The organism is Azorhizobium sp. AG788 (assembly GCF_943371865.1).
In the GTDB taxonomy this organism is placed as follows: domain Bacteria; phylum Pseudomonadota; class Alphaproteobacteria; order Rhizobiales; family Xanthobacteraceae; genus Azorhizobium.
On record NZ_CALRWL010000037.1, the window covers coordinates 1 to 19774 of the forward strand.

At 66.6% G+C, this 19774-nt stretch carries 25 protein-coding genes; 17 read left to right on the top strand and 8 right to left on the bottom strand.

Going from position 1 to position 19774, the window contains the following annotated elements; genetic code table 11:
* The 4 genes from AAG816_RS19030 to AAG816_RS19045 all read left to right on the top strand — a co-directional run.
* Nucleotides 1–405, top strand: a 405-nt coding sequence (locus tag AAG816_RS19030) for a type II toxin-antitoxin system VapC family toxin (protein ID WP_341991254.1), incomplete at its 5' end; no start/stop codon positions are given.
* 282 nt (nucleotides 406–687) lie between these two features.
* Nucleotides 688–876 carry a hypothetical protein gene (locus tag AAG816_RS19035; protein ID WP_341991255.1) on the top strand — a complete coding sequence of 63 codons (189 nt, stop codon included), beginning with the start codon at nucleotides 688–690 and terminating at the stop codon, nucleotides 874–876.
* An 86-nt stretch (nucleotides 877–962) separates the two neighbouring features.
* Nucleotides 963–1403, top strand: coding sequence for a hypothetical protein (locus tag AAG816_RS19040; protein ID WP_341991256.1), 441 nt, complete (start codon nucleotides 963–965; stop codon nucleotides 1401–1403).
* A 632-nt stretch (nucleotides 1404–2035) separates the two neighbouring features.
* The gene (locus AAG816_RS19045) at nucleotides 2036–2362 is read left to right on the top strand and encodes a DUF736 domain-containing protein (protein WP_332119894.1); all 327 of its coding nucleotides are present in this window, start codon (nucleotides 2036–2038) and stop codon (nucleotides 2360–2362) included.
* Between the two features lie 84 nt (nucleotides 2363–2446).
* Here the strand turns inward: AAG816_RS19045 and AAG816_RS19050 are convergent, their stop codons facing one another.
* Nucleotides 2447–2695, bottom strand: a complete 249-nt coding sequence (locus AAG816_RS19050; protein WP_341991257.1) for a helix-turn-helix transcriptional regulator — start codon at nucleotides 2693–2695, stop codon at nucleotides 2447–2449.
* Nucleotides 2696–2944: 249 nt separating this feature from the next.
* Here AAG816_RS19050 and AAG816_RS19055 point away from each other — a divergent pair, with 249 nt between their 5' ends.
* The 13 genes from AAG816_RS19055 (at nucleotide 2945) to AAG816_RS19115 (ending at nucleotide 12646) form a co-directional block, all read left to right on the top strand.
* A complete protein-coding gene (locus AAG816_RS19055; RefSeq protein ID WP_132030438.1) occupies nucleotides 2945–3211 on the top strand; it encodes a DUF2285 domain-containing protein in 267 nt (88 codons plus the stop codon).
* A 118-nt stretch (nucleotides 3212–3329) separates the two neighbouring features.
* A complete protein-coding gene (locus tag AAG816_RS19060; RefSeq protein ID WP_341991258.1) occupies nucleotides 3330–3671 on the top strand; it encodes a DUF6499 domain-containing protein in 342 nt (113 codons plus the stop codon).
* A complete protein-coding gene (locus tag AAG816_RS19065; RefSeq protein ID WP_341991259.1) occupies nucleotides 3625–4062 on the top strand; it encodes a DUF2285 domain-containing protein in 438 nt (145 codons plus the stop codon). The genes AAG816_RS19060 and AAG816_RS19065 overlap by 47 nt, the downstream gene beginning before the upstream one ends.
* A gap of 122 nt (nucleotides 4063–4184) precedes the next feature.
* A complete protein-coding gene (locus AAG816_RS19070; RefSeq protein ID WP_214008348.1) occupies nucleotides 4185–4466 on the top strand; it encodes a helix-turn-helix domain-containing protein in 282 nt (93 codons plus the stop codon).
* A 9-nt stretch (nucleotides 4467–4475) separates the two neighbouring features.
* Nucleotides 4476–5585 (top strand): replication initiator protein A, encoded by a 1110-nt coding sequence (locus tag AAG816_RS19075; RefSeq protein WP_341991260.1) that lies wholly within the window; start codon nucleotides 4476–4478, stop codon nucleotides 5583–5585.
* On the top strand, nucleotides 5582–6235 hold the full coding sequence (gene parA / locus AAG816_RS19080) for a ParA family partition ATPase (RefSeq protein WP_341991261.1): 654 nt from the start codon (nucleotides 5582–5584) through the stop codon (nucleotides 6233–6235). Before AAG816_RS19075 ends, parA begins: the two co-directional genes overlap by 4 nt.
* On the top strand, nucleotides 6232–6483 hold the full coding sequence (locus tag AAG816_RS19085; RefSeq protein ID WP_341991262.1) for a hypothetical protein: 252 nt from the start codon (nucleotides 6232–6234) through the stop codon (nucleotides 6481–6483). Before parA ends, AAG816_RS19085 begins: the two co-directional genes overlap by 4 nt.
* Entirely contained in the window at nucleotides 6480–7001 is a 522-nt protein-coding gene (locus AAG816_RS19090; RefSeq protein ID WP_341991263.1) for a DUF2840 domain-containing protein, read from the top strand. The genes AAG816_RS19085 and AAG816_RS19090 overlap by 4 nt, the downstream gene beginning before the upstream one ends.
* Nucleotides 6998–7543: a S26 family signal peptidase gene (locus AAG816_RS19095; RefSeq protein ID WP_341991264.1), complete on the top strand. Its 546-nt coding sequence runs from the start codon at nucleotides 6998–7000 to the stop codon at nucleotides 7541–7543. The genes AAG816_RS19090 and AAG816_RS19095 overlap by 4 nt, the downstream gene beginning before the upstream one ends.
* A gap of 13 nt (nucleotides 7544–7556) precedes the next feature.
* Nucleotides 7557–8207 carry a lytic transglycosylase domain-containing protein gene (locus tag AAG816_RS19100; RefSeq protein ID WP_341991265.1) on the top strand — a complete coding sequence of 217 codons (651 nt, stop codon included), beginning with the start codon at nucleotides 7557–7559 and terminating at the stop codon, nucleotides 8205–8207.
* Nucleotides 8208–8450: 243 nt separating this feature from the next.
* Nucleotides 8451–10181, top strand: coding sequence for a DUF3363 domain-containing protein (locus AAG816_RS19105; protein WP_341991266.1), 1731 nt, complete (start codon nucleotides 8451–8453; stop codon nucleotides 10179–10181).
* A 21-nt stretch (nucleotides 10182–10202) separates the two neighbouring features.
* Nucleotides 10203–12194 (top strand): conjugal transfer protein TraG, encoded by a 1992-nt coding sequence (locus tag AAG816_RS19110; protein ID WP_341991267.1) that lies wholly within the window; start codon nucleotides 10203–10205, stop codon nucleotides 12192–12194.
* A 5-nt stretch (nucleotides 12195–12199) separates the two neighbouring features.
* Nucleotides 12200–12646: a CopG family transcriptional regulator gene (locus tag AAG816_RS19115; RefSeq protein WP_341991268.1), complete on the top strand. Its 447-nt coding sequence runs from the start codon at nucleotides 12200–12202 to the stop codon at nucleotides 12644–12646.
* A gap of 183 nt (nucleotides 12647–12829) precedes the next feature.
* Here AAG816_RS19115 and AAG816_RS19120 read toward each other — a convergent pair whose 3' ends face one another.
* From AAG816_RS19120 to AAG816_RS19150, 7 genes are all read right to left on the bottom strand, one after another.
* Nucleotides 12830–13105, bottom strand: coding sequence for a hypothetical protein (locus AAG816_RS19120; protein ID WP_341991269.1), 276 nt, complete (start codon nucleotides 13103–13105; stop codon nucleotides 12830–12832).
* A 9-nt stretch (nucleotides 13106–13114) separates the two neighbouring features.
* Nucleotides 13115–13498, bottom strand: a complete 384-nt coding sequence (locus AAG816_RS19125) for a hypothetical protein (protein ID WP_341991270.1) — start codon at nucleotides 13496–13498, stop codon at nucleotides 13115–13117.
* Nucleotides 13499–13516: 18 nt separating this feature from the next.
* The gene (locus AAG816_RS19130; protein ID WP_341991271.1) at nucleotides 13517–16726 is read right to left on the bottom strand and encodes a CusA/CzcA family heavy metal efflux RND transporter; all 3210 of its coding nucleotides are present in this window, start codon (nucleotides 16724–16726) and stop codon (nucleotides 13517–13519) included.
* Complete coding sequence (locus AAG816_RS19135; RefSeq protein ID WP_341991272.1) at nucleotides 16723–17088, bottom strand: P-II family nitrogen regulator; 366 nt, start codon at nucleotides 17086–17088, stop codon at nucleotides 16723–16725. Before AAG816_RS19135 ends, AAG816_RS19130 begins: the two co-directional genes overlap by 4 nt.
* Nucleotides 17078–18061, bottom strand: coding sequence for a divalent metal ion exporter adaptor subunit IhpB (gene ihpB, locus AAG816_RS19140; protein WP_341991273.1), 984 nt, complete (start codon nucleotides 18059–18061; stop codon nucleotides 17078–17080). The genes AAG816_RS19135 and ihpB overlap by 11 nt, the downstream gene beginning before the upstream one ends.
* Nucleotides 18058–19329: a TolC family protein gene (locus tag AAG816_RS19145; RefSeq protein ID WP_341991274.1), complete on the bottom strand. Its 1272-nt coding sequence runs from the start codon at nucleotides 19327–19329 to the stop codon at nucleotides 18058–18060. Before AAG816_RS19145 ends, ihpB begins: the two co-directional genes overlap by 4 nt.
* Before the next feature lie 65 nt (nucleotides 19330–19394).
* Nucleotides 19395–19757, bottom strand: coding sequence for a hypothetical protein (locus AAG816_RS19150; protein WP_341991275.1), 363 nt, complete (start codon nucleotides 19755–19757; stop codon nucleotides 19395–19397).
* Between the last annotated feature and the right edge of the window lie 17 nt (nucleotides 19758–19774).

Below are 19774 nucleotides of genomic sequence, written 5' to 3' on the forward strand. Positions count from 1 at the left end.
AATGTCATCTCGGAGGCGATGAAGCCCACGCCCGACGACACCGTGCGGGCGTGGCTCGACGAGCAGGCGGCCGAGACGCTCTATCTCTCCAGCGTCACCATCGCCGAACTGTTGTACGGCATCGGTGCGCTGCCCGCGGGCAAGCGCAAAGACCGGCTCACCGAAGCCCTGGACGGGGTGATGGAGCTGTTCGCCGACCGAGTCTTGCCTTTCGATATCGCTGCCGCACGACGCTATGCCGACCTCGCCGTGAAGGCGCGTGCGGCAGGTAAGGGCTTTCCGACGCCCGACGGCTATATCGCTGCGATCACAGCCTCCCGGGGCTTCGCTGTGGCCACGCGCGATACCAGCGCCTTCCATGCCGCCGGTGTGGCGGTCATCAATCCGTGGAACGTGGACCGCTGACGACCTGCCACAGTCAGCACGTGTTGAACCTGACAACGCTGCGGAAGCGACCTGCGCAGTAACCCGCCATCACGGTCTCCTGACCGGACGACCATCCCCGCTTCACGACGCTGATCCTTGGGTCCAGCCGATGGCCTGACGCCATCAACCCATGAAGGGTCGGACTACGCTGCGCGTGCCGCCGCTCCGGCTGCGCCGGACATGGTGATTGCGGCCACCGGCCGGCCCTTTCGGGCGCCTGTCAGCGGGGGATGGACCTCCGCTCGCGCAGGAGCCAGGTCGATGTCCGCCCAGATCGCTCACGCCTTCGCCTTCAGCCTCGCCACCACCCTGATGGCCACCGTCGTAATCTTCCGCGCTGGCGACGGCACGCTCTCCGTCGCCCCGGCTGCAGAATACGACGGCGACGAAGCCGCCATCGTCCGCGAAATCGACCCCTTCGCCACCTGGGAGACGAACAGGCGGCCATGAATGGTGGCCGCCGACATTTCTGCTCATCGTACGAGTGCGTCGGAGGTGGTGGAGGCGCATCCATCTGATCTTATGGAGCCACCACCATGATCTTCATCGGCATTCTCCTCAGCATGGCGACGATCGCATTCCTTTGCTGGCTGCCCTTCACGCTGGCGGTATTCGCGTTGCCGCTGTTTGCGGGCATCACGGCGGGCACATGGGCCTATGGCACCGGCGCCGGATGGCTCGGCGCTATTCTTGTCGGCTTTGCTGCCGCAGCCCTGACCTTGGGTTTGGGTCGGTTCCTGCTCGCCACCGTCCGTCCGACCTGGGCGCGCCTTCTCATCGCCTCCGTGTTCGTCTTCCCGGCCGCAGCCGCGGGCTTCCACGCCACCCATGGCATCGTGAAGCACACCATACCCTCCCAGACGTGGCAGATGGTGTTTTCGATCATCGGAGCCGGCGTGGTCGGCATTGTAGCCATCGTGCGCATCATCGAGACGAAGGCGTTCGGCCCTTCTGACGGGCACAGCTCCCGTCCCTGACACCACGATATCCGTTCGGCGCACCCGACAGCGGCGGGCTTCATCATCCGCGTCATGCGGTTTTGCCGGAAGGGAGCGGAGATCCGGCGCGCCGGCTTCGCCCTCTGATGCGGCAAGATTGGTGCGCGGGGAGGACGGCGGCCGCGTCACAGTCGAAAGGCCCCTCGGGGCAGAGCATTCGCGACGTTGGCGGGACGGGGAATGGGCAGATTGGCCCGACCCAGCGCATCGTCTGGCTGTGTGGGTCGGTCGGGTCTCGATATCCGGCGCGCGGGCCACACCTCTCCGTCATCCATCCGCCCGTGCCCGCTCCAAACGGCCTCTTCAATGGCCTGATCTGGCCGAAGGACGGCTGCGCCTCGAGCGCCTATGCCACAACGGCTGGACCCGACTTTCTTCCCCTGCTGACGCCCACCCCGCGCGCTGCGCAGGGACCCCGGATCGCCGTCATTCCTCGCGCAGCAACAAAGTCGCGCCTGCGCCGTCCTCCGCTGTGCTGCGGTCGCAATCCTCACCCCATCGCGCCAGCGCGACGGGGACCCCGAGGCGATGTGGCGTCGCTCGCCTTCGGCCTCCCGATCGCCATCGAGGCCGCAATGGTGCGGGCTCAGGAGACAGGACGGAGACGGAACATGGCCACCATCGGCACCTTCAAGAAGACCGGCACCAATGAGTTCACCGGCGACATCGTGACCCTCGGCGTGCAGGCCCGGGGCGTGCGCATCATCCCCGACACCCGCGCCACCGGGGAGAACGCTCCCAGCCACCGGGTCCTGGTCGGCCGCGCCGAGATCGGCGCCGCCTGGTCCAAGCGCTCCACCGAAGGCCGCGACTATCTGGGCCTCAAGCTCGACGATCCGAGCTTCAACGCCGCCATCTACGCCAACCTCTTCGACGACGAGGACGGCGAGAACTTCTCCCTCATCTGGTCCCGCCCCAACGGGCGCCGCGGGGACTGATGCGCGGACCGCGTCCCCGGCCACCGAGGCCGGGGACGCGGTCCATCGGCAAGTAGCCAATATCGCGACGGCTAAAATCGAGCCCTACTTGTCGTCTTCGAGATCGGTCTCGGTCGGGCCTGTCGACCGACGCAGGAGCAGGTCGGAGGCCTCGACGCCGAGAACCGAGGCGAGCCGCTGCACCACATCGATGCTGGCGTTGTAAACGCACCGCTCGAGCGAGCTGATATAGGTGCGATCAATGTCCGCGAGGTGCGCAAGCTCCTCCTGCGACAGCCCCTTGGCCAGCCGCAAGGCCTTCAGATTGCGCGCGAACACCTCTCGGATCTCCATGGCCGAGAGAGCAGTCGCTTGATGAGTATTTCACCACGGAGTATTCTCTACATCGCGCTCGCCACGGTGTGGGCAGCGGTCGCTGAGTGCCGCGCATTGTCAGTGCCAAAGAGACGGTGGATCAGGTGTGCGCACCGGCGACGCAGCGTTCGGCTTTATGAGCACGCATGATAGAATGATCCCAAATTGCAGCCCCACGCCGTCGCCGACGGCTTGGTTTGCGACAGAAGAAACGGCAGCCTGCGGGGGATGGACGTGGCCAAGGCGTTTGATGATAAGGCGCCGTCCGGTCAGGAACTGACCGCCTATGACCGCACCCATATCAAGCTCTATATGCGCCTCCTCGACGCGACCACTGAGGGAGCCGACTGGCAGGAAGTGGTGGTCGTCCTGTTCGGGATTGATCCGGCGCAGGAGCCTGCCCGCGCCCGGGCGGTGCATGACAGCCATCTGGAGCGCGCCCGCTGGCTCGCCCAGACAGGCTATCGCGATCTGCTCCCACATCGCATCAACTGAAGCGCCCCGGTCCAGGTGATGCGCGCGCCGCATCACCTGTTGCCTGTGAGGTGAGTTCTGCCCGGCGATACAATCTTCAATTGATGACCCCACGGCATGCACCGTCTGGGAGTCGCTCATGAAGCCCGATACGTCGCGCTGGCGAGACAGTCGGACCTACGACTATTTCGATGATCTCTCGGTGGAGGGATTGGCCTGGGAGTGCCTGAGGCGGGATCCATCCTACCAGCAGGCCTATCGCAGCCTCATGGAGACCGGCAACACGGCAGCGCCGCTCCCGGCAGAGGCCGAACATCTCTGGGGGTTGCGATGTCCCCGCGAAACCTTCGCTCCCCGCGACCCGTCAACCGGTCCACTGGTCCCCACGGATCAATCCGGCCGTCACCGTCCTCACCGAGCTTCCCGACAATCTGTTGAGCCCCGGCACGTTGCCTCACGCTGCACCTGCCGAACCACCTGATCATGCGGCGGCGCCGCATCTTCTGCTTCCCGGCGTTGAACCCGGCGCACCGATCGCCGCCCTGATCCCCTTCGACGACGATCTGCCTGGCCGTATCGAGGCGCTGAACCGCCTCTGGCATGCGCACCGTGGGAAGCCCTTGCCACCCGACACCCGCATGACTTGCCAGCAGCGCGGACGCCTGCGGCTGATGCTTCAGGCCTGCGACGGACGAAACCGGGGTGCCAGCTACCGTGACATCGCCGAGGCCATCTTCGGCACTGAGCGTGTCGCGGCCGATCCCTGGAAGACGTCTCCCCTGCGCGACCGCGTCATCGGCCTAGTGGAAGGCGGCACCGGCCTGATCGCCGGCGGCTATCTGCGGCTGTTCCGCCACCGTCGCCGCCCGTGACGGGGTGGGGATTTTAGCCCCCCAATCTTCCCCATCCCTCCCGACATTCCTCCTCCGCCACCGTGGTCACCGTCCGCCGCCGCACTCCGGTGGCTCCCGCCACGCCCACGGAGGCCCGCTCCATGCGACCCGATCTCGCCACCCTCCCGCCGCGCTACCTGCGCACCAAGGAAGCCGCCGAGTTTCTCAGCCTGTCGGCCCGTACGCTTGAGAAGCACCGCACCTATGGCACCGGTCCCGCCTATCGCAAGCTCGGCGGGCGCGTCGTCTATTCCATCGACGACCTGCAGGCCTGGACCGAGCGCGGCGCCGTCACCTCGACCTCCGATCCGCGCGGCTCCGTCCTGCCGGCCAAGCGCCATGCGCTTGCCGCAGGTTCGTTCGCCGGCCGCGCCGCGCGCTGACCGCTCCCCATGGCGGCGCGGCATCATAGCCTCTCGGAGCGCGGACAGCTCGATCTGTTCCGCGCCCTGCCAGGGGACTTCGCACTACGCGATGCGCAGGATCTCATGGCCTATCCCTTCTTCTCCCTCTCCAAGACGCCGCGCGTCGCGCCGATCGATTTTCGGACGGGCAGCATCGCCATCCGGGTCGAGGCCGTGCCCGACCACGGCATGGCGACGATCTGGGACGCCGACATTCTCATCTGGGCCGCCAGCCAGATCGTCGAGGCCCGCGACGCGGGGCTTCGCACCTCGCGCCTGATGGCGGCGACGCCCTATGAGATCCTCACTTTTGTCGGGCGCGGCACCTCGCTGCGGGATTATCAGCGCCTCAAGGCCGCGCTCGACCGTCTCCAGTCCACGACGGTCTCGACCACCATCCGCCAGCCGGCAGAGGGACGCCGGCACCGCTTCTCCTGGATCAATGAATGGCAGGAACGGACCGACCGCAACGGACGGCCCGATGGTGTCGACCTCATCCTGCCGGACTGGTTCTACCGTGCCGTACTCGACGATGCGCTCGTGCTCACCATCGACCGGGCCTATTTCGGGCTGACGGGCGGACTTGAGCGCTGGCTCTACCGTCTGGTGCGCAAGCATGGCGGGCGGCAACAGGACGGGTGGCGGTTTGATTTCCGGCACCTGCACCAGAAGTCGGGCAGCCTATCGCCGTTCAAGCGCTTTGCCTTCGAACTCAGGGATCTGATCCGGCGCCAGCCGCTTCCCGGCTACATGCTGTTCGTCGAGGTCGAGGTCAGTGGCCGGCTGCTGCTGGCCTTCGAGCCTGCCGCGCCCTGTGGACACCCTGTGGATAGCCTCGTGCTATCGGGAACCCGGACTATCGTGCCATCAGGAACCGGTGGCTCGTGCTATCAGGAACCCAAACAGGCCTTAACCCACTGTCCTGTATCTGAAAATCGCGCCCTTAACTTAGAGTCTAACCCAGAATCTAACTTTAAGAGGCGCGCGAGCGCTTTTGAGAGCGCCGCAGATCAGCATCGGCAGCGGGCAAAACGGCCTGGGAAGACGCCGCCTGGCATATCTTCGCAGACACCCCCTCGCGGGGGAGATCGGCGATGATCGTCGCGCTCCTCAACCAGAACGGCGGGGTCGGCCAGACGACGCTGGCGCTGCATCTCGCCGGGCAATGGGCCCGGCAAGGACAGCGGATCACGCTGATCGATGCCGATCCGCAGGGCTCCAGCCTCGACTGGTCGGAGCAGCGCAGCCACGAAGGCCTGCCACGGCTGTTCGGTGTCGTTGGGCTCGCCCGCGACACGCTGCATCGTGAAGCACCCGAGCTCGCGCGTGACGCGGATCACATCGTCATCGATGGTCCGCCCCGCGTCGCAGGGCTGATGCGCTCGGCGCTGCTCGCCGCCGACCTGGTGCTGATCCCGGTGCAGCCCTCGCCCTTCGATGGCTGGGCCTCGGCCGAGATGCTGGCGCTGATCCGCGAGGCGCGGATCTACCGCCCGGAGATGCTGGTCCGGTTCGTCTTGAACCGCTGCGGCGCGCGCACGGTTCTCGCGCGCGAGACCGCGCGGACTCTGGCCGATCACGATCCCCCGGTGCTCGCCAGCACCATCGGCCAGCGCATCGCCTTTGCGGCGGCGGCGCAATCCGGGCGTCTCGTCTTCGAGCGCGACGATGCCGGGCCGGCCACGCGCGAGATCGCTGCGCTTTCCGCCGAGATCAATGGTCTCGACCTCGGGAGGCCCGCGCGATGAGCGAACGCCCGATCCGCCGCGACTTCGCCTCTCGGCCTGCTGATCCCGAGCACTGGATCAAGGCAGCAGATGTCGCGCCAGAGCACCGCCCCGGCGCCGCGTTCACCGCGCGCCTCACCATCGATGTGACGCCCGAACTGCGCGGGCGGATCAAGGTCGCCGCCTTCCGGCGCGGCGTCACCGTCGCCGAGATGCTGCGCGCCCTCCTCGCGCGTGAATTCCCTCTTACATCAGGAGATCAGCCATGAGCGCGGCGTTTGCGCCCCGTACGGCCAGCACGGCATCCGCGTCCAGTCCCCAGTCCGATGCCCTGACCCATGTCGAGCTGACCCATATCGAGAAGCGGATCGAGAACTGGATCCGCTTCGGCCATCACGCACATGAGCAGCTTCTGGATCGCCGCCGGCGCATCCTGTCTTTCCCTCCCGGCTGCATCTTCGCCTTTGTCCGGTGGGCGTCGAATGACTTCGGCACCGTGGCCTCCCGCCTCGATATCGTGCGCTGCGTGGCGCCGGGCGAAGGCTACCAGACGCTGCCCTTCGTGCGTCCCGGCGGCGAGATCCTGCTGCGGGTGGATGGCTGGCCGAAGGTCGAGAAAATCCTGCAGCATATCGACGCCATCGAAGCGATCGGCATCGATGGGGCAACCGTCGCCCCTGATCACTGGGGGCATGTCGCGCACCGCGTCAGCGTCGGCTTCGAGCCGCGCGCCTACACGATAGAGCGCCATCAGGCGTGGCTGAAGCGGCGGGAGTGCGGACAATGAGCCGCGCCGCCTATGTGCTGATGGCTGCGGCCGCCAGCGTCGGCGTGGCCTACGCCGCCACGCTGCCGACGCCGCTCAAGTTGATCTGGAATGTCTCGGCCAGCGTTCCTGTCGGGCTCTACTCGGTCGAGCCGGCCGATCATCTTGAGATCACCGATCTTGTCGCGGTGATGCCGCCACCGCCGCTCGCCGCGTTCCTCATCGCACGGGGTTATCTCGGCGAAGGCACACCGCTGCTGAAGCGCGTGATGGGGCTGCCGGGGCAGGTTGTCTGCCGCCTCAACGACGCCATCACCGTCGATGGCGTGCCGCTGGGTGAAGCCCTTCGGCGCGACAGCTTGGGCCGGGACCTGCCGGTCTGGCAGGGGTGCCGGCGTATCGCTCCCGGTCATCTGTTCCTGATGAACCCGGACGTCGGCGACAGTCTCGACGGACGGTATTTCGGGCCGATTTCAGGCGGCACCGTCATCGGGCGGGCAATGCCACTCCTCACGGATGAAGCCGGCGACGGCGACTTCATCTGGCGCGCTGCGGTGCGCTGACGTGCATCCCTCTGTGCTCTTCCTCGCATCCGGACTGTTGATCGGCGGTGCGTCGGCTGACTCTGCCACGGCGCAAAGCACCATGCCGACCGTGGGGTATTCCGTCACATTCTACGCTGCCTTTATCGACGAGGCTGCGCAGCGCTTCGAGCTTCCGGCCAGCTGGATCCGTGCGGTGCTGCGAGCCGAGAGCGGCGGCGACCCGCGCGCCGTCTCATCGGCTGGTGCCATGGGGCTGATGCAGATCATGCCCACGACCTGGAACGAGCTTCGCATCCATTATGGTCTCGGCGCCGATCCGTATGACCCGCGCGACAATATCCTCGCCGGCGCTGCCTATTTGCGCCAGCTCCATGACCGCTATGGCAGCATCCGCGCCATGCTCGCGGCCTACAATGCCGGGCCGACGCGCTATGAGGCGTCGCTTGCCGGCAAGCCGCTGCCGCCGGAGACGCGCAATTACACCGCGGCTCTGGCGCAGATCATCGACAATCAGTCTGCGGCCGGCGCCACCGCATCGGTGCGCCCAATGGCGCAAAGCTGGCGCGAGGCTCCGCTGTTCGCCGCGCAGCCCGCGCGCAGCAATCCCACCGATGCCGCGCTCCTCGCGCCGCGATCAGACGCGCTGTTCGTTGAACCTTTGCCATCGCGGAGGGCGCCATGACGAGGCGGCCCCACTTTCGCGTCCTGTCGGGTTCCGGCGCTTCATGGAGGGCCGGGAGGCTTAGGACAGGAACCACGACCGCACGAGGGCAGGATAAAAGAGCGCACATTGCGCGGCGGTCGGGGTGTTGTTTCTGCAGGCTTTTTCTGTGTCCCCGGCACCTTGCGGAGCCAAACCACACGTTTCACGCGCCCCGCAAATGGCTGCAAATCAACAAATTTCTACACATTGCGAGGCTTCGCCATGAGCGATGACCGCGAGTTCCGCGTCCGTCCCGGCCGCATCCGCTCGACCCGCGCCCAGCACGCCCGCCCCTTCGTCGCCCAGGCGCTCGCCGCGGCCCGGAAGGCCGGCGGCGGGGTCTCTCGCTCCGGCAAGATCGCCTCTGGCAACCGCTCGCGTTTCGGCAGCGGGCAGGTCGCCAGCCTTCAGGCCAGCCGCCGGATCACGCCACGGTCACGCGGCGCCGTGGTGAAGGCCCGCGTCCTCCGACACACGGCCCGCGCGGGCTCCCTCAGTCAACACCTCACCTATCTCCGCCGCGAGGGGGTGACACGAGACGGCGAGAAGGCACGGCTGTTCGGACCCGAGAGCGACAGCGTGGATGTCGACGCCTTCACCGAGCGCTGCCGCGAGGACCGGCACCATTTCCGATTCATCGTCTCGCCCGACGACGCCCTGGAGATGGAGGACCTGCGGGCCTTCACCCGTGACCTCGCCCGACAGATGGAAAGGGACCTCGGCACCGGTCTCGACTGGGTCGCCGTCGATCATTGGAACACCGAGCATCCCCATGTGCATCTGATCGTCCGGGGGCGCCGCGACGATGACCAGGATCTCGTGATCTCCCGCGACTACATCAAAGAGGGCATGCGTGATCGCGCCAGAGACCTGATCACCCAGGAACTCGGCTCGCGGACCGAGCTCGATATCCGCCGGAGTTTGGAACGTCAGATCGAGGCAGAGCGGTGGACCGAGCTCGACCGCCAGCTTGTCCGCGAGAGCGGCATCATCGACATGGCGCCGGCTCCCTGCCGACAGCCGGACGAGCACCATACGCTAAAGATCGGGCGCCTTCGCAAACTCGAGGCGCTCGGCCTCGCCAAGGAGATCGGCAACGCCCAATGGGTGATGGAGCCGGAAGCCGAGGCTACATTGCGCGCGCTCGGTGAGCGCGGCGACATCATCAAGCGCATGCACCGCGCCCTGACCGACCGCGGGATCGAGCGCGGCACGGCGAGCTATGTCCTCGCCGCCGAGAGCCTCGACGTGCCGGTGATCGGCCGGTTGGTCGCGCGCGGTCTCGATGACGAACTCCACGGCTCCGCTTATGCCATCGTCGATGGCGTGGACGGGCGGTCCCATCACATCCGGCTGCCCGACCTCGACGCAGCCGGTGACGGCGCGCCTGGCTCCATCGTCGAGCTCCGGACTTTCGACGATGCGCACGGCAAGCGACGTGTGGCACTCGCCGTGCGCTCCGATCTGGATCTCGCCCACCAGGTCACAGCCACCGGCGCCACCTGGCTCGACCGGCAGGCCATCGCGCGTGACCCCGTTGCTCTGTCGGACGGCGGCTTCGGCGCGGAGGTGAGCCAGGCACTTGACCGACGCGCCGAGCATCTCATCCGCGAGGGGCTGGCCGAACGACAGGGACGGCGCGTCGTCTTCGCCCGCAATCTCATCGATACGCTCCGCCGCAGGGAACTGGAGGCCGTCGGCGAGAAGCTCGCCGCCGAGACCGGCCTGCCGTTCAACAAGGCCGGCACCGGCGAGTATGTCGCCGGCACCTACCGCCAGCGCCTCAACCTCGCGTCCGGACGCTTTGCCATGCTCGATGACGGGCTCGGCTTCCAGCTCGTGCCCTGGTCGCCCTCGCTGGAGCGCCAGCTCGGCAAGCATGTCTCCGGCGTCGCCCGTGACGATTGTGGCGTCGACTGGAGCTTCGGGCGCAAGCGCGGCCTCGGCCTCTGACCTGAGAGAGGGATTATCACCATGTCGGCGACGAAAATCCTCTGGGGGCAGATTCTCACCGTGCTGCTGATCGTGCTCGCGACCATCTGGGGCGCGACACAATATGTGGCCTGGAGCCTCGGCTTTCAGGCACAGTTGGGCGCGCCGTGGTTCGAGTGGCTCGGGTTGCCGGTCTACTACCCGCTGGCCTTCTTCTGGTGGTGGTACTTTTTCGATGCCTATGCGCCGAACGTATTCTTCCGGGGCGCGCTAATCGCAGCCTCCGGCGGTTTCCTCTCCATCGCGGTCGCCATCGCCCTGTCGGTGTGGCGGGCCCGCGAGGCCTCCAGGGTCGAGACCTATGGTTCGGCGCGCTGGGCCGAGAAGGAGGAGGTCCGCGCCGCCGGGCTCCTCGGCACCGATGGCGTCGTGCTCGGCCGCTTCGACCGTGCCTATCTGCGTCATGACGGGCCCGAGCATGTGCTGTGCTTCGCGCCGACCCGGTCCGGCAAGGGCGTCGGCCTGGTCGTGCCCTCGCTGCTGACCTGGCCGGGATCGGCCATCGTCCATGACATCAAGGGCGAGAACTGGCATCTCACCGCCGGCTTCCGCGCCCGGCATGGCCGCGTGCTGCTGTTCGACCCGACCAATGCCAAGTCCGCCGCCTATAATCCGCTGCTGGAGGTGCGTCGCGGCGAGTGGGAAGTGCGCGACGTCCAGAACATCGCCGACATTCTCGTCGACCCCGAAGGCTCGCTGGAAAAGCGAAACCATTGGGAAAAGACCAGCCACGCGCTGCTCGTCGGTGCCATCCTCCACGTGCTCTATGCCGAAAAGGACAAGACGCTCGCCGGCGTTGCCGCCTTCCTCTCCGATCCGAAGCGGCCGATCGAGACCACGCTCGACGCCATGATGAAGACCGCCCACCTCGGCGAGGCGGGCCCGCACCCCGTCATCGCCAGCGCCGCCCGCGAACTGCTGAACAAATCCGACAATGAGCGCTCGGGCGTGCTCTCCACCGCCATGTCCTTCCTCGGCCTCTACCGCGATCCGGTGATTGCCGAGGTGACGCGGCGCTGCGACTGGCGCATCGCCGATATCGTCGGCGGCAAGGCTCCCGCGACCCTCTACCTCGTGGTGCCGCCCTCCGACATCAATCGCACCAAGCCGCTGATCCGCCTGCTCCTCAACCAGATTGGCCGGCGTCTGACCGAGGACCTGCAGGCCAAGGGCGGACGCCACCGTCTGCTGCTCATGCTCGACGAGTTTCCAGCGCTGGGGCGGCTCGACTTCTTCGAGAGCGCGCTCGCCTTCATGGCGGGATATGGGCTCAAAGCCTTCCTCATCGCCCAGTCGCTGAACCAGATCGAGAAGGCTTATGGGCCGAACAACTCGATCCTCGACAACTGCCATGTCCGGGTGAGCTTCGCCACCAACGACGAGCGCACCGCCAAGCGCGTGTCCGATGCGCTCGGCACCGCCACCGAGATGAAGGCCATGAAGAACTACGCCGGCCATCGGCTATCGCCTTGGCTTGGCCATCTCATGGTGTCGCGCTCGGAGACTGCCCGCCCGCTGCTAACGCCCGGCGAGGTTATGCAACTGCCGCCCACGGACGAGATCGTCATGGTCGCCGGCACCCCGCCGATCCGGGCAAAGAAGGCCCGCTACTACGAGGATGCGCGCTTTCGGGACCGGCTCCTGCCGCCGCCAACGACCACTCGTGGTTCGGCCTTGCAGTACGATGACTGGACCGCGCTGCCGGTGCCCGCACCACAGGAGGGCTTGGCCCGGAGCACCGCCGACGAAGGTCGAGACGATGACCCGACCGGCTCTGAGCACCGGCACCAGCCCGAGCTCAGTCGCGTGAAGCCGGTCGAGAAAAGCCAGCCCATCGAGAATGAGTTCGAGTTCGACACGGATCGCCACGACGAGATGGAGGACGTCGCCACCCGGAACCGGCGCATGACCGGCCTCATGCAAGGCGTGGCTCGACAGGTCAGCCTCAATCCCAATGACGGCATGGAGCTGTGATCGCCATGGCAGGTCGCACGAAGAAAGCGCAGATCTCCGTCTATCTCGAGCCCGACATCATGGACCTGCTGGCCCACTACGCGGCCCAGCGCGACCAGTCCATGTCCCTGATTGCCCAGGCCGCGATTGCCTCCTTCCTGTCCCCCGACAGTGCCGAGCGCCAGGAGGCCGCTCTTGCCCGGCGCCTCGGCCAGATCGATCGCCGTCTCTCGCGGCTGGAGCGTGACCTCGGCATCTCGACCGAGGCTTTCGCCACCTTCATCCGCTTCTGGCTCGCCACCACCCCCGCGCTTCCCGAACCCGCGGCCCAGGCCGCGCGTGCCAAGCTCTCGGAGCGCTACGCAGCCTACACCCGCGCGCTCGGCCGGCGCCTCGCAAAGGGGCCGCAGCTGCGGCAGGAGATCGTGGAGGATGTTGCAGGATCGGATATAGATGGGGGCTACCGGAGTTGACCGATAGCGGCCCCTTGACTGCGCTTTCAGCGATGTCCGCTGCTTATTTTCATGCCGTCATAATCCAGTATTCGGCATGAAATCAAAAGTGAAATACTTGAGATAATACATTAGAGTTTCTTCATTTGCTGGTGGTGAACTTAGCCATTCAGGACGTGGGTCAGCCGCTGCATGGAAGGCCGCTCACTTCGCTCCGGAGCTCCCGCCCGCCCGATTGGGATCGGCGGCGGGCGGCAGCCAGGGAAACAGCGGCTTGGGCGCCGTGGGGGCGACGGCCTTCGCCTCGGGAGTGGGATGGCTCAGCCCCATTTGCACGTCACGAAAGATGTGCCGCTCCCTCTCCTTGTTGCTCTTGGGGAGGGGCTCCAGGGCCAGGGCCGGCGCCGTCAGGCTGGCCGCAAGCAGAAGCGATGCGGCCACGGTGCTGGAAGTGCGAAAACGCGAGGTCATTGAGGGCATTCCTTCTCCTCAGGGCGCCGAGAACTTGGCCTGGCCGGACTTTCCGGCGGCGGTCTTGATCACCAGCGTGATCGCGGCGCCGGAGGGTATGGCGGCGGGCGCCTGGGCGGTGAGCGCGGTGCCGGCCGGGGTGAGCGCAAAGGTCTTGCGATCGGTTCCGGCGGTCACCTGGGCCGAGCCGGAATAGCCATTCGCATCCAACGGCTTGCCGGCTTCATCGAAGACGTTCACGGCGACGGCCTGGCCGGAGACGACCAACTCCACATGTACGCCGGCCACGTCTTCCATCGGCCCGCCGTTCGGCCCCTTCTGGGCGCTGTGGGCGTGCTGGGCCAGGGCGGGGGCGGGGGCGGCGAACAGTAGCGTGCCGGCGATGATGATGGCTTTGAACATGGGCAGGATCCTTCTTGGTTAGATGGAGGCGATTTCGGGGATCGCGTTGGGGGCGGATTCCGGTTGCTCGGTCTCACGCCGGAACAGGACGTAGAGCGCTGGCAGAACCAGAAGGGTCAGGATGGTGGAGGAGATGATGCCGCCGATGACCACGGTGGCCAGCGGCCGCTGCACTTCCGCGCCGGGGCCGGTGGCGATGGCCATGGGCACGAAGCCGAGGGCGGCCACCAAGGCGGTCATCAGCACCGGGCGCAAGCGGGTCAGGGCCCCCTCGCGCACGGCTTCCAGGATCGCCTTCCCCTCCTCGCGCAGGCGCTGGATGAAGGCGATGATCACCAGGCCGTTCAGCACCGCCACCCCAGACAGGGCGATGAAGCCGATGCCGGCACTGATGGACAACGGGATGTCCCGCAGCAGCAGCGCCGCGATGCCGCCGGTGAGGGCCAGCGGCACGCCGCTGAACACCAGCAGGGCATCGCCCATTGAGCCGAAGCTCATGAACAGCAGCAGGAAGATCAGCGCCAGGGCGATCGGCACCACGATCACCAGGCGCTGGGTGGCGGACACCAGCTGTTCGAACTGTCCGCCCCAGCCCACCCAATAGCCCTCGGGCAGGCGGACCTTCTCCGCCACCTGCTTCTGGGCATCAGCCACGAAGGAGCCGAGGTCCCGGTCGCGGACATTGGCGCTGACCACGATGCGGCGCTTGCCGTTCTCGCGGCTGATCTGGTTGGGGCCGGGCGAGACCGTGAGGCTGGCGATGGAGGCCAACGGCACGTAGCGGATCTGGGCGGCGGCGCCCGTTCCCCAGCCGGCGCGCACCGGCTTCACGTCGCCGCTCGCCGGCGGCAGGGGAATGGGCAGCGCCCGCAGGGCTTCCACGTCGGTGCGCAGCTCTTCCGGCAGGCGCACGATGATGTCGAACCGCCGGTCACCCTCGAACAGAACCCCGGCTGACTTACCGCCCACCGCGATCTCGATGATCTGCTGCACATCGGCGACGCTGACGCCATAGCGCGCCATGGCCGCCCGGTTCAGTTCCACCGTGAGCATGGGCAGGCCGGAGACCTGTTCCGTCTTCACGTCGGCGGCGCCTTGCACCTGCTGGAGCGCCGCCTGAACCTGGCCGGCGACCTGGAGCAGGGTGTCGAGATCATCACCGAAGATCTTGACGCCCACATCGCTGCGGATGCCGGAGATCAGCTCGTTGAAGCGCAATTGGATGGGCTGGGAGAGCTCATAATTGCTGCCGGGAACGTCCTCTGCTGCCTTCTCGATATCCTGAACCACCTGAGCCTTGGGCTTGGCGGGATCCGGCCATTCCTTGCGCGGCTTCAGGATGATGTAGCCATCGGAAATGGACGGCGGCATGGGATCGGTGGCGACCTCGGCGGTACCGACGCGGGCAAATATCTCTTTGACCTCAGGCACCTGCAGAAGGCGCTTCTCCAGCGCCTGCTGCATTTCGATGGATTGGGTGAGGCTGGTGCCGGGCACTCGCAGCGCCTGGATGGCGGCATCACCTTCGTCCAGGCTCGGGATGAACTCGCCGCCCATGCGCGCGGCTGCCAGACCGCTGGCGATGACCAGGGCCAATGCCCCCACCGCCACGATGCCGCGGTAGGTGATGCAGGCATCCAGCAGCGGCGTATAGATGCGCCGGGCGCCGCGCATGATGAAGTTCTCATGTTCGGAGACCTTGCCGGTGACCACCAGGGCCACAGCGGCGGGGATGAAGGTCATGGAGAACAGGGCCGCGCCCAGCAGCGCCATCAGTACCGTCACCGCCATGGGCGTGAACATCTTGCCTTCCACGCCGGTGAGGGTGAGGACGGGCAGATAGACCACGGCGATGATCATGGTGCCGAACAGGCTCGGCCGGATCACCTCCTTGGAGCCGGCCAGGATGGTTTCGAACCGCTCCGGGCGGGTAAGCAGGCGGCCCCTGCGGTGCTGTTCCTCCGCCAGCAGCCGCAGGCAGTTCTCGACGATGATGACCGCGCCGTCGATGATGATGCCGAAGTCGATGGCCCCCAGGCTCATCAGGTTGGCGCTGACCTTGTTGTGCACCATGCCGGTGATGGTGAAGAGCATGGCGAGCGGGATGACGCATGCAGTCACCAGCGCGGCCCGGATGTTGCCCAGCAGCACGAACAGCACCACGATGACGAACAGCGCCCCTTCCACGAGGTTCTTCTCCACCGTGGCGATGGTGGCCTCCACCAGATGGGCGCGGTCATAGACGGTGCGGGCGATCACCCCTTCCGGCAGCGACCGGGAAATCTCCTTCAGTTTCTGCTCGACCCGTTGCGCCACGGTGCGGCTGTTCTCGCCCAGCAGCAGCATGGTGGTGCCGAGCACCGTCTCCTTGCCGTTGATCGTCGCGGCGCCGGTGCGCAATTCCTTGCCTTCGCGCACGTCGGCCACGTCGCCGATGCGGATCGGCGTGCCGGAAAAGCTGCCGATGACGATCTCGCGGATTTCCGCCGCATCCGCCACCTGACCGGGTGTGCGCACCAGATATTGCTCGCCGTTCCGCTCGATATAGCCGGCGCCCACGTTGGCGTTGTTCGCCGCCAGCGCGGTCATCACGTCCCGGAACGAGATCCGGTAGGCCATGAGCCGCGCCGGGTCCGGCAGCACATGGAACTGCTTTTCGAAGCCGCCGATGGTGTTGACCTCGACCACGCCGGGCACGGTGCGCAACTGCGGCTTGATGATCCAGTCCTGGATGGTGCGCAGATCGGTGGGGGTGAAGGCTTCGCCCGACGGCTTCTTCACCCCCTCCCTGGCCTCCACCGTGTACATGTAGATCTCGCCGAGGCCGGTGGAGATCGGGCCCATGGACATCTCGACGCCGGGCGGGAGCTGGTCCTTGGCCTGCTGTATGCGTTCGTTCACCAACTGGCGGGCGAAGAAGGTGTCGGTTCCGTCCCGGAACACGACGGTCACCTGGCTGAGGCCGTAGCGGGAGAGCGAGCGGGTATATTGTAGTCCCGGCAGGCCGCCGATGGCGGTCTCGATGGGAAAGGTGATCCGCTGCTCAGTTTCCAGCGGTGAGAAGCCGGGCGCGGACGTGTTGATCTGCACCTGGACATTGGTGATGTCGGGCACCGCATCGATGGGCAGGCGGGTGAAGTTCCAGGCGCCGAACGCGGCGGTGCCCAGGCACACCAGGATCACCAGCCAGCGCTGGCGGATGGAGAAGGCGAGGATGGCATCGATCACCGCGCGTCCCCCTGTGCCGTGGCTGCACCGGCTTCGCGAATGCGGGAGAAGCTTTCAACTGGCGTGACGAAGACCACGCCGTCGCCCTTGCGCCCGGTCCAGGCGGCGGCGATCAGCGTCCGGGAAAGAGCTTCCACCGCCGAGGCCGGACAGATGATCTGGAGCTGCAGATGGCGCTGATAGACGAGCTCGGTCTCGCTGGCGACATAGGTGCCGCCAGCGCCGCGTCCCCGTCCTTGGCCGCGGGTTTCCGACAAGGAGAAGCCGGGAAACTCCGGCAGATAGTGGAGGGCCCGCACCACCCGACTTTCCAGGTGCGGATGGATGAAGGCGGTGATGAGCTTCAACGGCTCAGTGCTCATGGCTGGCGCTCCCCTTGGCCAGCTCGGCCTTGACCACAAAGCTGTTCTTGGCGGCGTAGATGTCCCCGGGCATCAGGCCGAACAGAACTTCGGCCCACTCCTTGTCGCGCTCACCCAGTTCCACGTCCCTGGGCTCGAAGGCGTCGCCGTTGCGCACGAACACCACCGTGCGGCTGTCCACGCTCTGCAGCGCGCTGGTGCGCACGGCGAGGTCGACGGGCTTTTCCGCCAGCACAATGGTGCCGACCGCGAACAGGCCGGGCCGCAGGCGCAGGCCGTCGTTCGGGATCACCACGCGGGCGAGGGCACTCTGGGTATCGGCGGCCCCGATCGGCGAGACATACAGCACCTTGCCGCGAATGGCCGCGCCGCCATCTTCAGGATCGATGAGGACTTCGTCCCCGATGCGGACCTTGGAAAAGTCCCGGCGGTACACCGACAGATCCACCCACAGCGTGGACAGATCCGCCACCACGAAAGTTGGCTTCTGCTCGGAGACATACTCCCCGAGGGCCGCCTGGCGATCCACCACCGTCCCGGCAATGGGCGCCTTGATCTCATAGGCGGTGAGGCTCTGGTTGCTCTCCACCACGGCCAGCACGTCGCCCTTGTTGACCGTGTCGCCGAGACGCTTGTGGAGCTCGCGCACAATGCCGGGATAGCGCGGGCTCACCTGGACGATGGTTTCCTGGTTGGGCTGGATCAGCCCATTGAGGCGGAGCTTCTGGCGCAGCTTTTCCGGCCCGGCGGTCTCCAGGCCGATGTCCGCTGCGGCCAGCTTGGCGTCGGTGAGCTCGACCGCGCCTTCCGCATGGCCTTCCTTTTCGCCGTGGCCGTCTTTCCCGTGGCGGCTCTCCGCCGCCTTGCTGGCGGCCACGGAGGGCGGGCGGTCTTGAAGGGTATAGAGCGCGCCTGCGCCGGCCACGAGGCCAAGCAGAAGCAGCGCCACGTCGCGTCGCACCGAGCGGCTCATTTGGTTTTTCCTTTGCTGAAGCTCACCGGGCGGCCGGTCAAACCCTCAAGGGTCGCCAGCGCGGTGTGGAACGCTACCAGCGCATCGAGTTCGCGCAGTGCGGTGTCGGTCAGGATGGATTGGGCGTCGAGCAGTTCCAGCAGGGTGTAGCGGCCCTCGGAATAGCCGGTCTCGATGCCCTCGAATGCGTTGCGCGCGCCGGGAATGGTGCTGGCGCGCAACAGGCCGATTTCGGCATGGGCGGCTTTCAGGGTGTCGTAGGCGCGGCCCAGTTGGGAGATCAGTGCGCTGCGCGCGATGGCCTCTTCTGCTTCCGCCCGCCGAAGTGACTCGCGCGCTTCAAGAATATTGCCCTGGTTCTGATCGAACACCGGCAGCGGTACGGACAGCGAGAACACCATGCCGCTGTCGGCGGTCTCGCTATAGTGCCGATAACCGACTCCGAGGGTTACGTCGGGCACGGCCTTGGCGTGGGCGCCGCTCAATTCGGCACTGCGCTGCGCCTTGATGGCGGTGAAGCGGGTGAGTTGCGGATTCCCCTGTGCGTCCCGCAGCAGGCTTTGCAGCGGTGGCGGCGCGTTGACCTTGTGGAGATTGCCGGTGGCCGGGCCGAATTTCGCCTCGGGCAGCCCCATGAGCAGCGCCAGTTCCCGGCGCGCCGTCGCAAGCAACCCCTTGGCCTTCTCCAGGTCCACCCGTGCCAGATCCGAAGCGACGCGGGCACGGGAGACTTCGGCGGCGGAGGATGCGCCCGCCTGCACACGGGTCTGAAGCAAGGGCGCCAGGCGCTCGATCGCGTCGACCTGAGCCTGCAACACATCCAGCCGGCGCTGCGCACTCAGCACCGCGATGAAAGCGGCGGTGGTTTCCGCAAACACCTGGAGGCGTATGGCTTCGCGCTCCCAGCGGGCGACGCTGGCGCCGGCGCTGGTGGCAGCGATCCGGGCTTCGCGCTTGCCGCCAAGTTCGACCAATTGGCTGATCTGGAGCGTGGTCTCCGCCAGATCCAGCCCCTGGTAGGAGGTGGTGCCGGCGACATTCTCAACGTCAAGCGAGAGGTTGGGATTGGGCAGCGCATCCGCTTGCAGCCGTCGACCGCCGGCCATGCCGATATCGCGCTCGGCGGCGGTCAGCCTGGGGTTTGCGGCCAGCGCACTGGCCAGGGCCTGTGTCAGCGTGAGGGGGCGCGCGGAGGCGGCAAGCGTCTGCGGCGCGAGAAGCAGCGCAAGCGCTGCCCCAAGCGCAAGCGCGAGGGCACGAAAAGACATGATCCATTCCAGGCATGGGTCTGCATTGGCCGACGCAGGGCGTCAGCGCGCGACGTGCGGAAGGATCAGGCTCTTGGAGGGCGAAGCTGGGCTGTCGGTGACTGGCCGAGGATGAGGGCCTCGGACGTCAGGTCCAATGGGTGGGACAGCCGCGCCATGAAGATATTGTCGCGAACCACATCAAGCGCTGCATTGCAGCCGTGGCAGTCATGATCGATGACCACAAGCGTAGCCTGGTGGCTGGCTGCCGTCCCGCCGGTATCGCCCGCGCTCAAGGCGATGGACGCATCGAGGTCATCCTCATGATGGGTCGCCATCTCGCTGCCCACCGGGCCAAGCACCAGACACAGCAATACGACGATGCCAACGACTTGACGGAAGGCCAAATCGGACAGGGCGCGCAAAGCATGGACGATGGTGTTGACCATGAGGCATGTAGAACTTC

Bases quoted from the DNA above. Each gene is read 5' to 3' on its own strand.
- AAG816_RS19150 (WP_341991275.1), bottom strand. From the start codon at position 19,757: ATGGTCAACACCATCGTCCATGCTTTGCGCGCCCTGTCCGATTTGGCC.
- AAG816_RS19050 (WP_341991257.1), bottom strand. From the start codon at position 2,695: ATGGAGATCCGAGAGGTGTTCGCGCGCAATCTGAAGGCCTTGCGGCTG.
- AAG816_RS19070 (WP_214008348.1), top strand. From the start codon at position 4,185: ATGCGACCCGATCTCGCCACCCTCCCGCCGCGCTACCTGCGCACCAAG.
- AAG816_RS19045 (WP_332119894.1), top strand. From the start codon at position 2,036: ATGGCCACCATCGGCACCTTCAAGAAGACCGGCACCAATGAGTTCACC.
- AAG816_RS19145 (WP_341991274.1), bottom strand. From the start codon at position 19,329: ATGTCTTTTCGTGCCCTCGCGCTTGCGCTTGGGGCAGCGCTTGCGCTG.
- AAG816_RS19090 (WP_341991263.1), top strand. From the start codon at position 6,480: ATGAGCGCGGCGTTTGCGCCCCGTACGGCCAGCACGGCATCCGCGTCC.
- AAG816_RS19110 (WP_341991267.1), top strand. From the start codon at position 10,203: ATGTCGGCGACGAAAATCCTCTGGGGGCAGATTCTCACCGTGCTGCTG.
- AAG816_RS19120 (WP_341991269.1), bottom strand. From the start codon at position 13,105: ATGCCCTCAATGACCTCGCGTTTTCGCACTTCCAGCACCGTGGCCGCA.
- AAG816_RS19115 (WP_341991268.1), top strand. From the start codon at position 12,200: ATGGCAGGTCGCACGAAGAAAGCGCAGATCTCCGTCTATCTCGAGCCC.
- AAG816_RS19135 (WP_341991272.1), bottom strand. From the start codon at position 17,088: ATGAGCACTGAGCCGTTGAAGCTCATCACCGCCTTCATCCATCCGCAC.
- AAG816_RS19040 (WP_341991256.1), top strand. From the start codon at position 963: ATGATCTTCATCGGCATTCTCCTCAGCATGGCGACGATCGCATTCCTT.
- ihpB (WP_341991273.1), bottom strand. From the start codon at position 18,061: ATGAGCCGCTCGGTGCGACGCGACGTGGCGCTGCTTCTGCTTGGCCTC.
- AAG816_RS19075 (WP_341991260.1), top strand. From the start codon at position 4,476: ATGGCGGCGCGGCATCATAGCCTCTCGGAGCGCGGACAGCTCGATCTG.
- AAG816_RS19055 (WP_132030438.1), top strand. From the start codon at position 2,945: ATGGACGTGGCCAAGGCGTTTGATGATAAGGCGCCGTCCGGTCAGGAA.
- AAG816_RS19095 (WP_341991264.1), top strand. From the start codon at position 6,998: ATGAGCCGCGCCGCCTATGTGCTGATGGCTGCGGCCGCCAGCGTCGGC.
- AAG816_RS19125 (WP_341991270.1), bottom strand. From the start codon at position 13,498: ATGTTCAAAGCCATCATCATCGCCGGCACGCTACTGTTCGCCGCCCCC.
- AAG816_RS19105 (WP_341991266.1), top strand. From the start codon at position 8,451: ATGAGCGATGACCGCGAGTTCCGCGTCCGTCCCGGCCGCATCCGCTCG.
- AAG816_RS19085 (WP_341991262.1), top strand. From the start codon at position 6,232: ATGAGCGAACGCCCGATCCGCCGCGACTTCGCCTCTCGGCCTGCTGAT.
- AAG816_RS19035 (WP_341991255.1), top strand. From the start codon at position 688: ATGTCCGCCCAGATCGCTCACGCCTTCGCCTTCAGCCTCGCCACCACC.
- AAG816_RS19060 (WP_341991258.1), top strand. From the start codon at position 3,330: ATGAAGCCCGATACGTCGCGCTGGCGAGACAGTCGGACCTACGACTAT.
- parA (WP_341991261.1), top strand. From the start codon at position 5,582: ATGATCGTCGCGCTCCTCAACCAGAACGGCGGGGTCGGCCAGACGACG.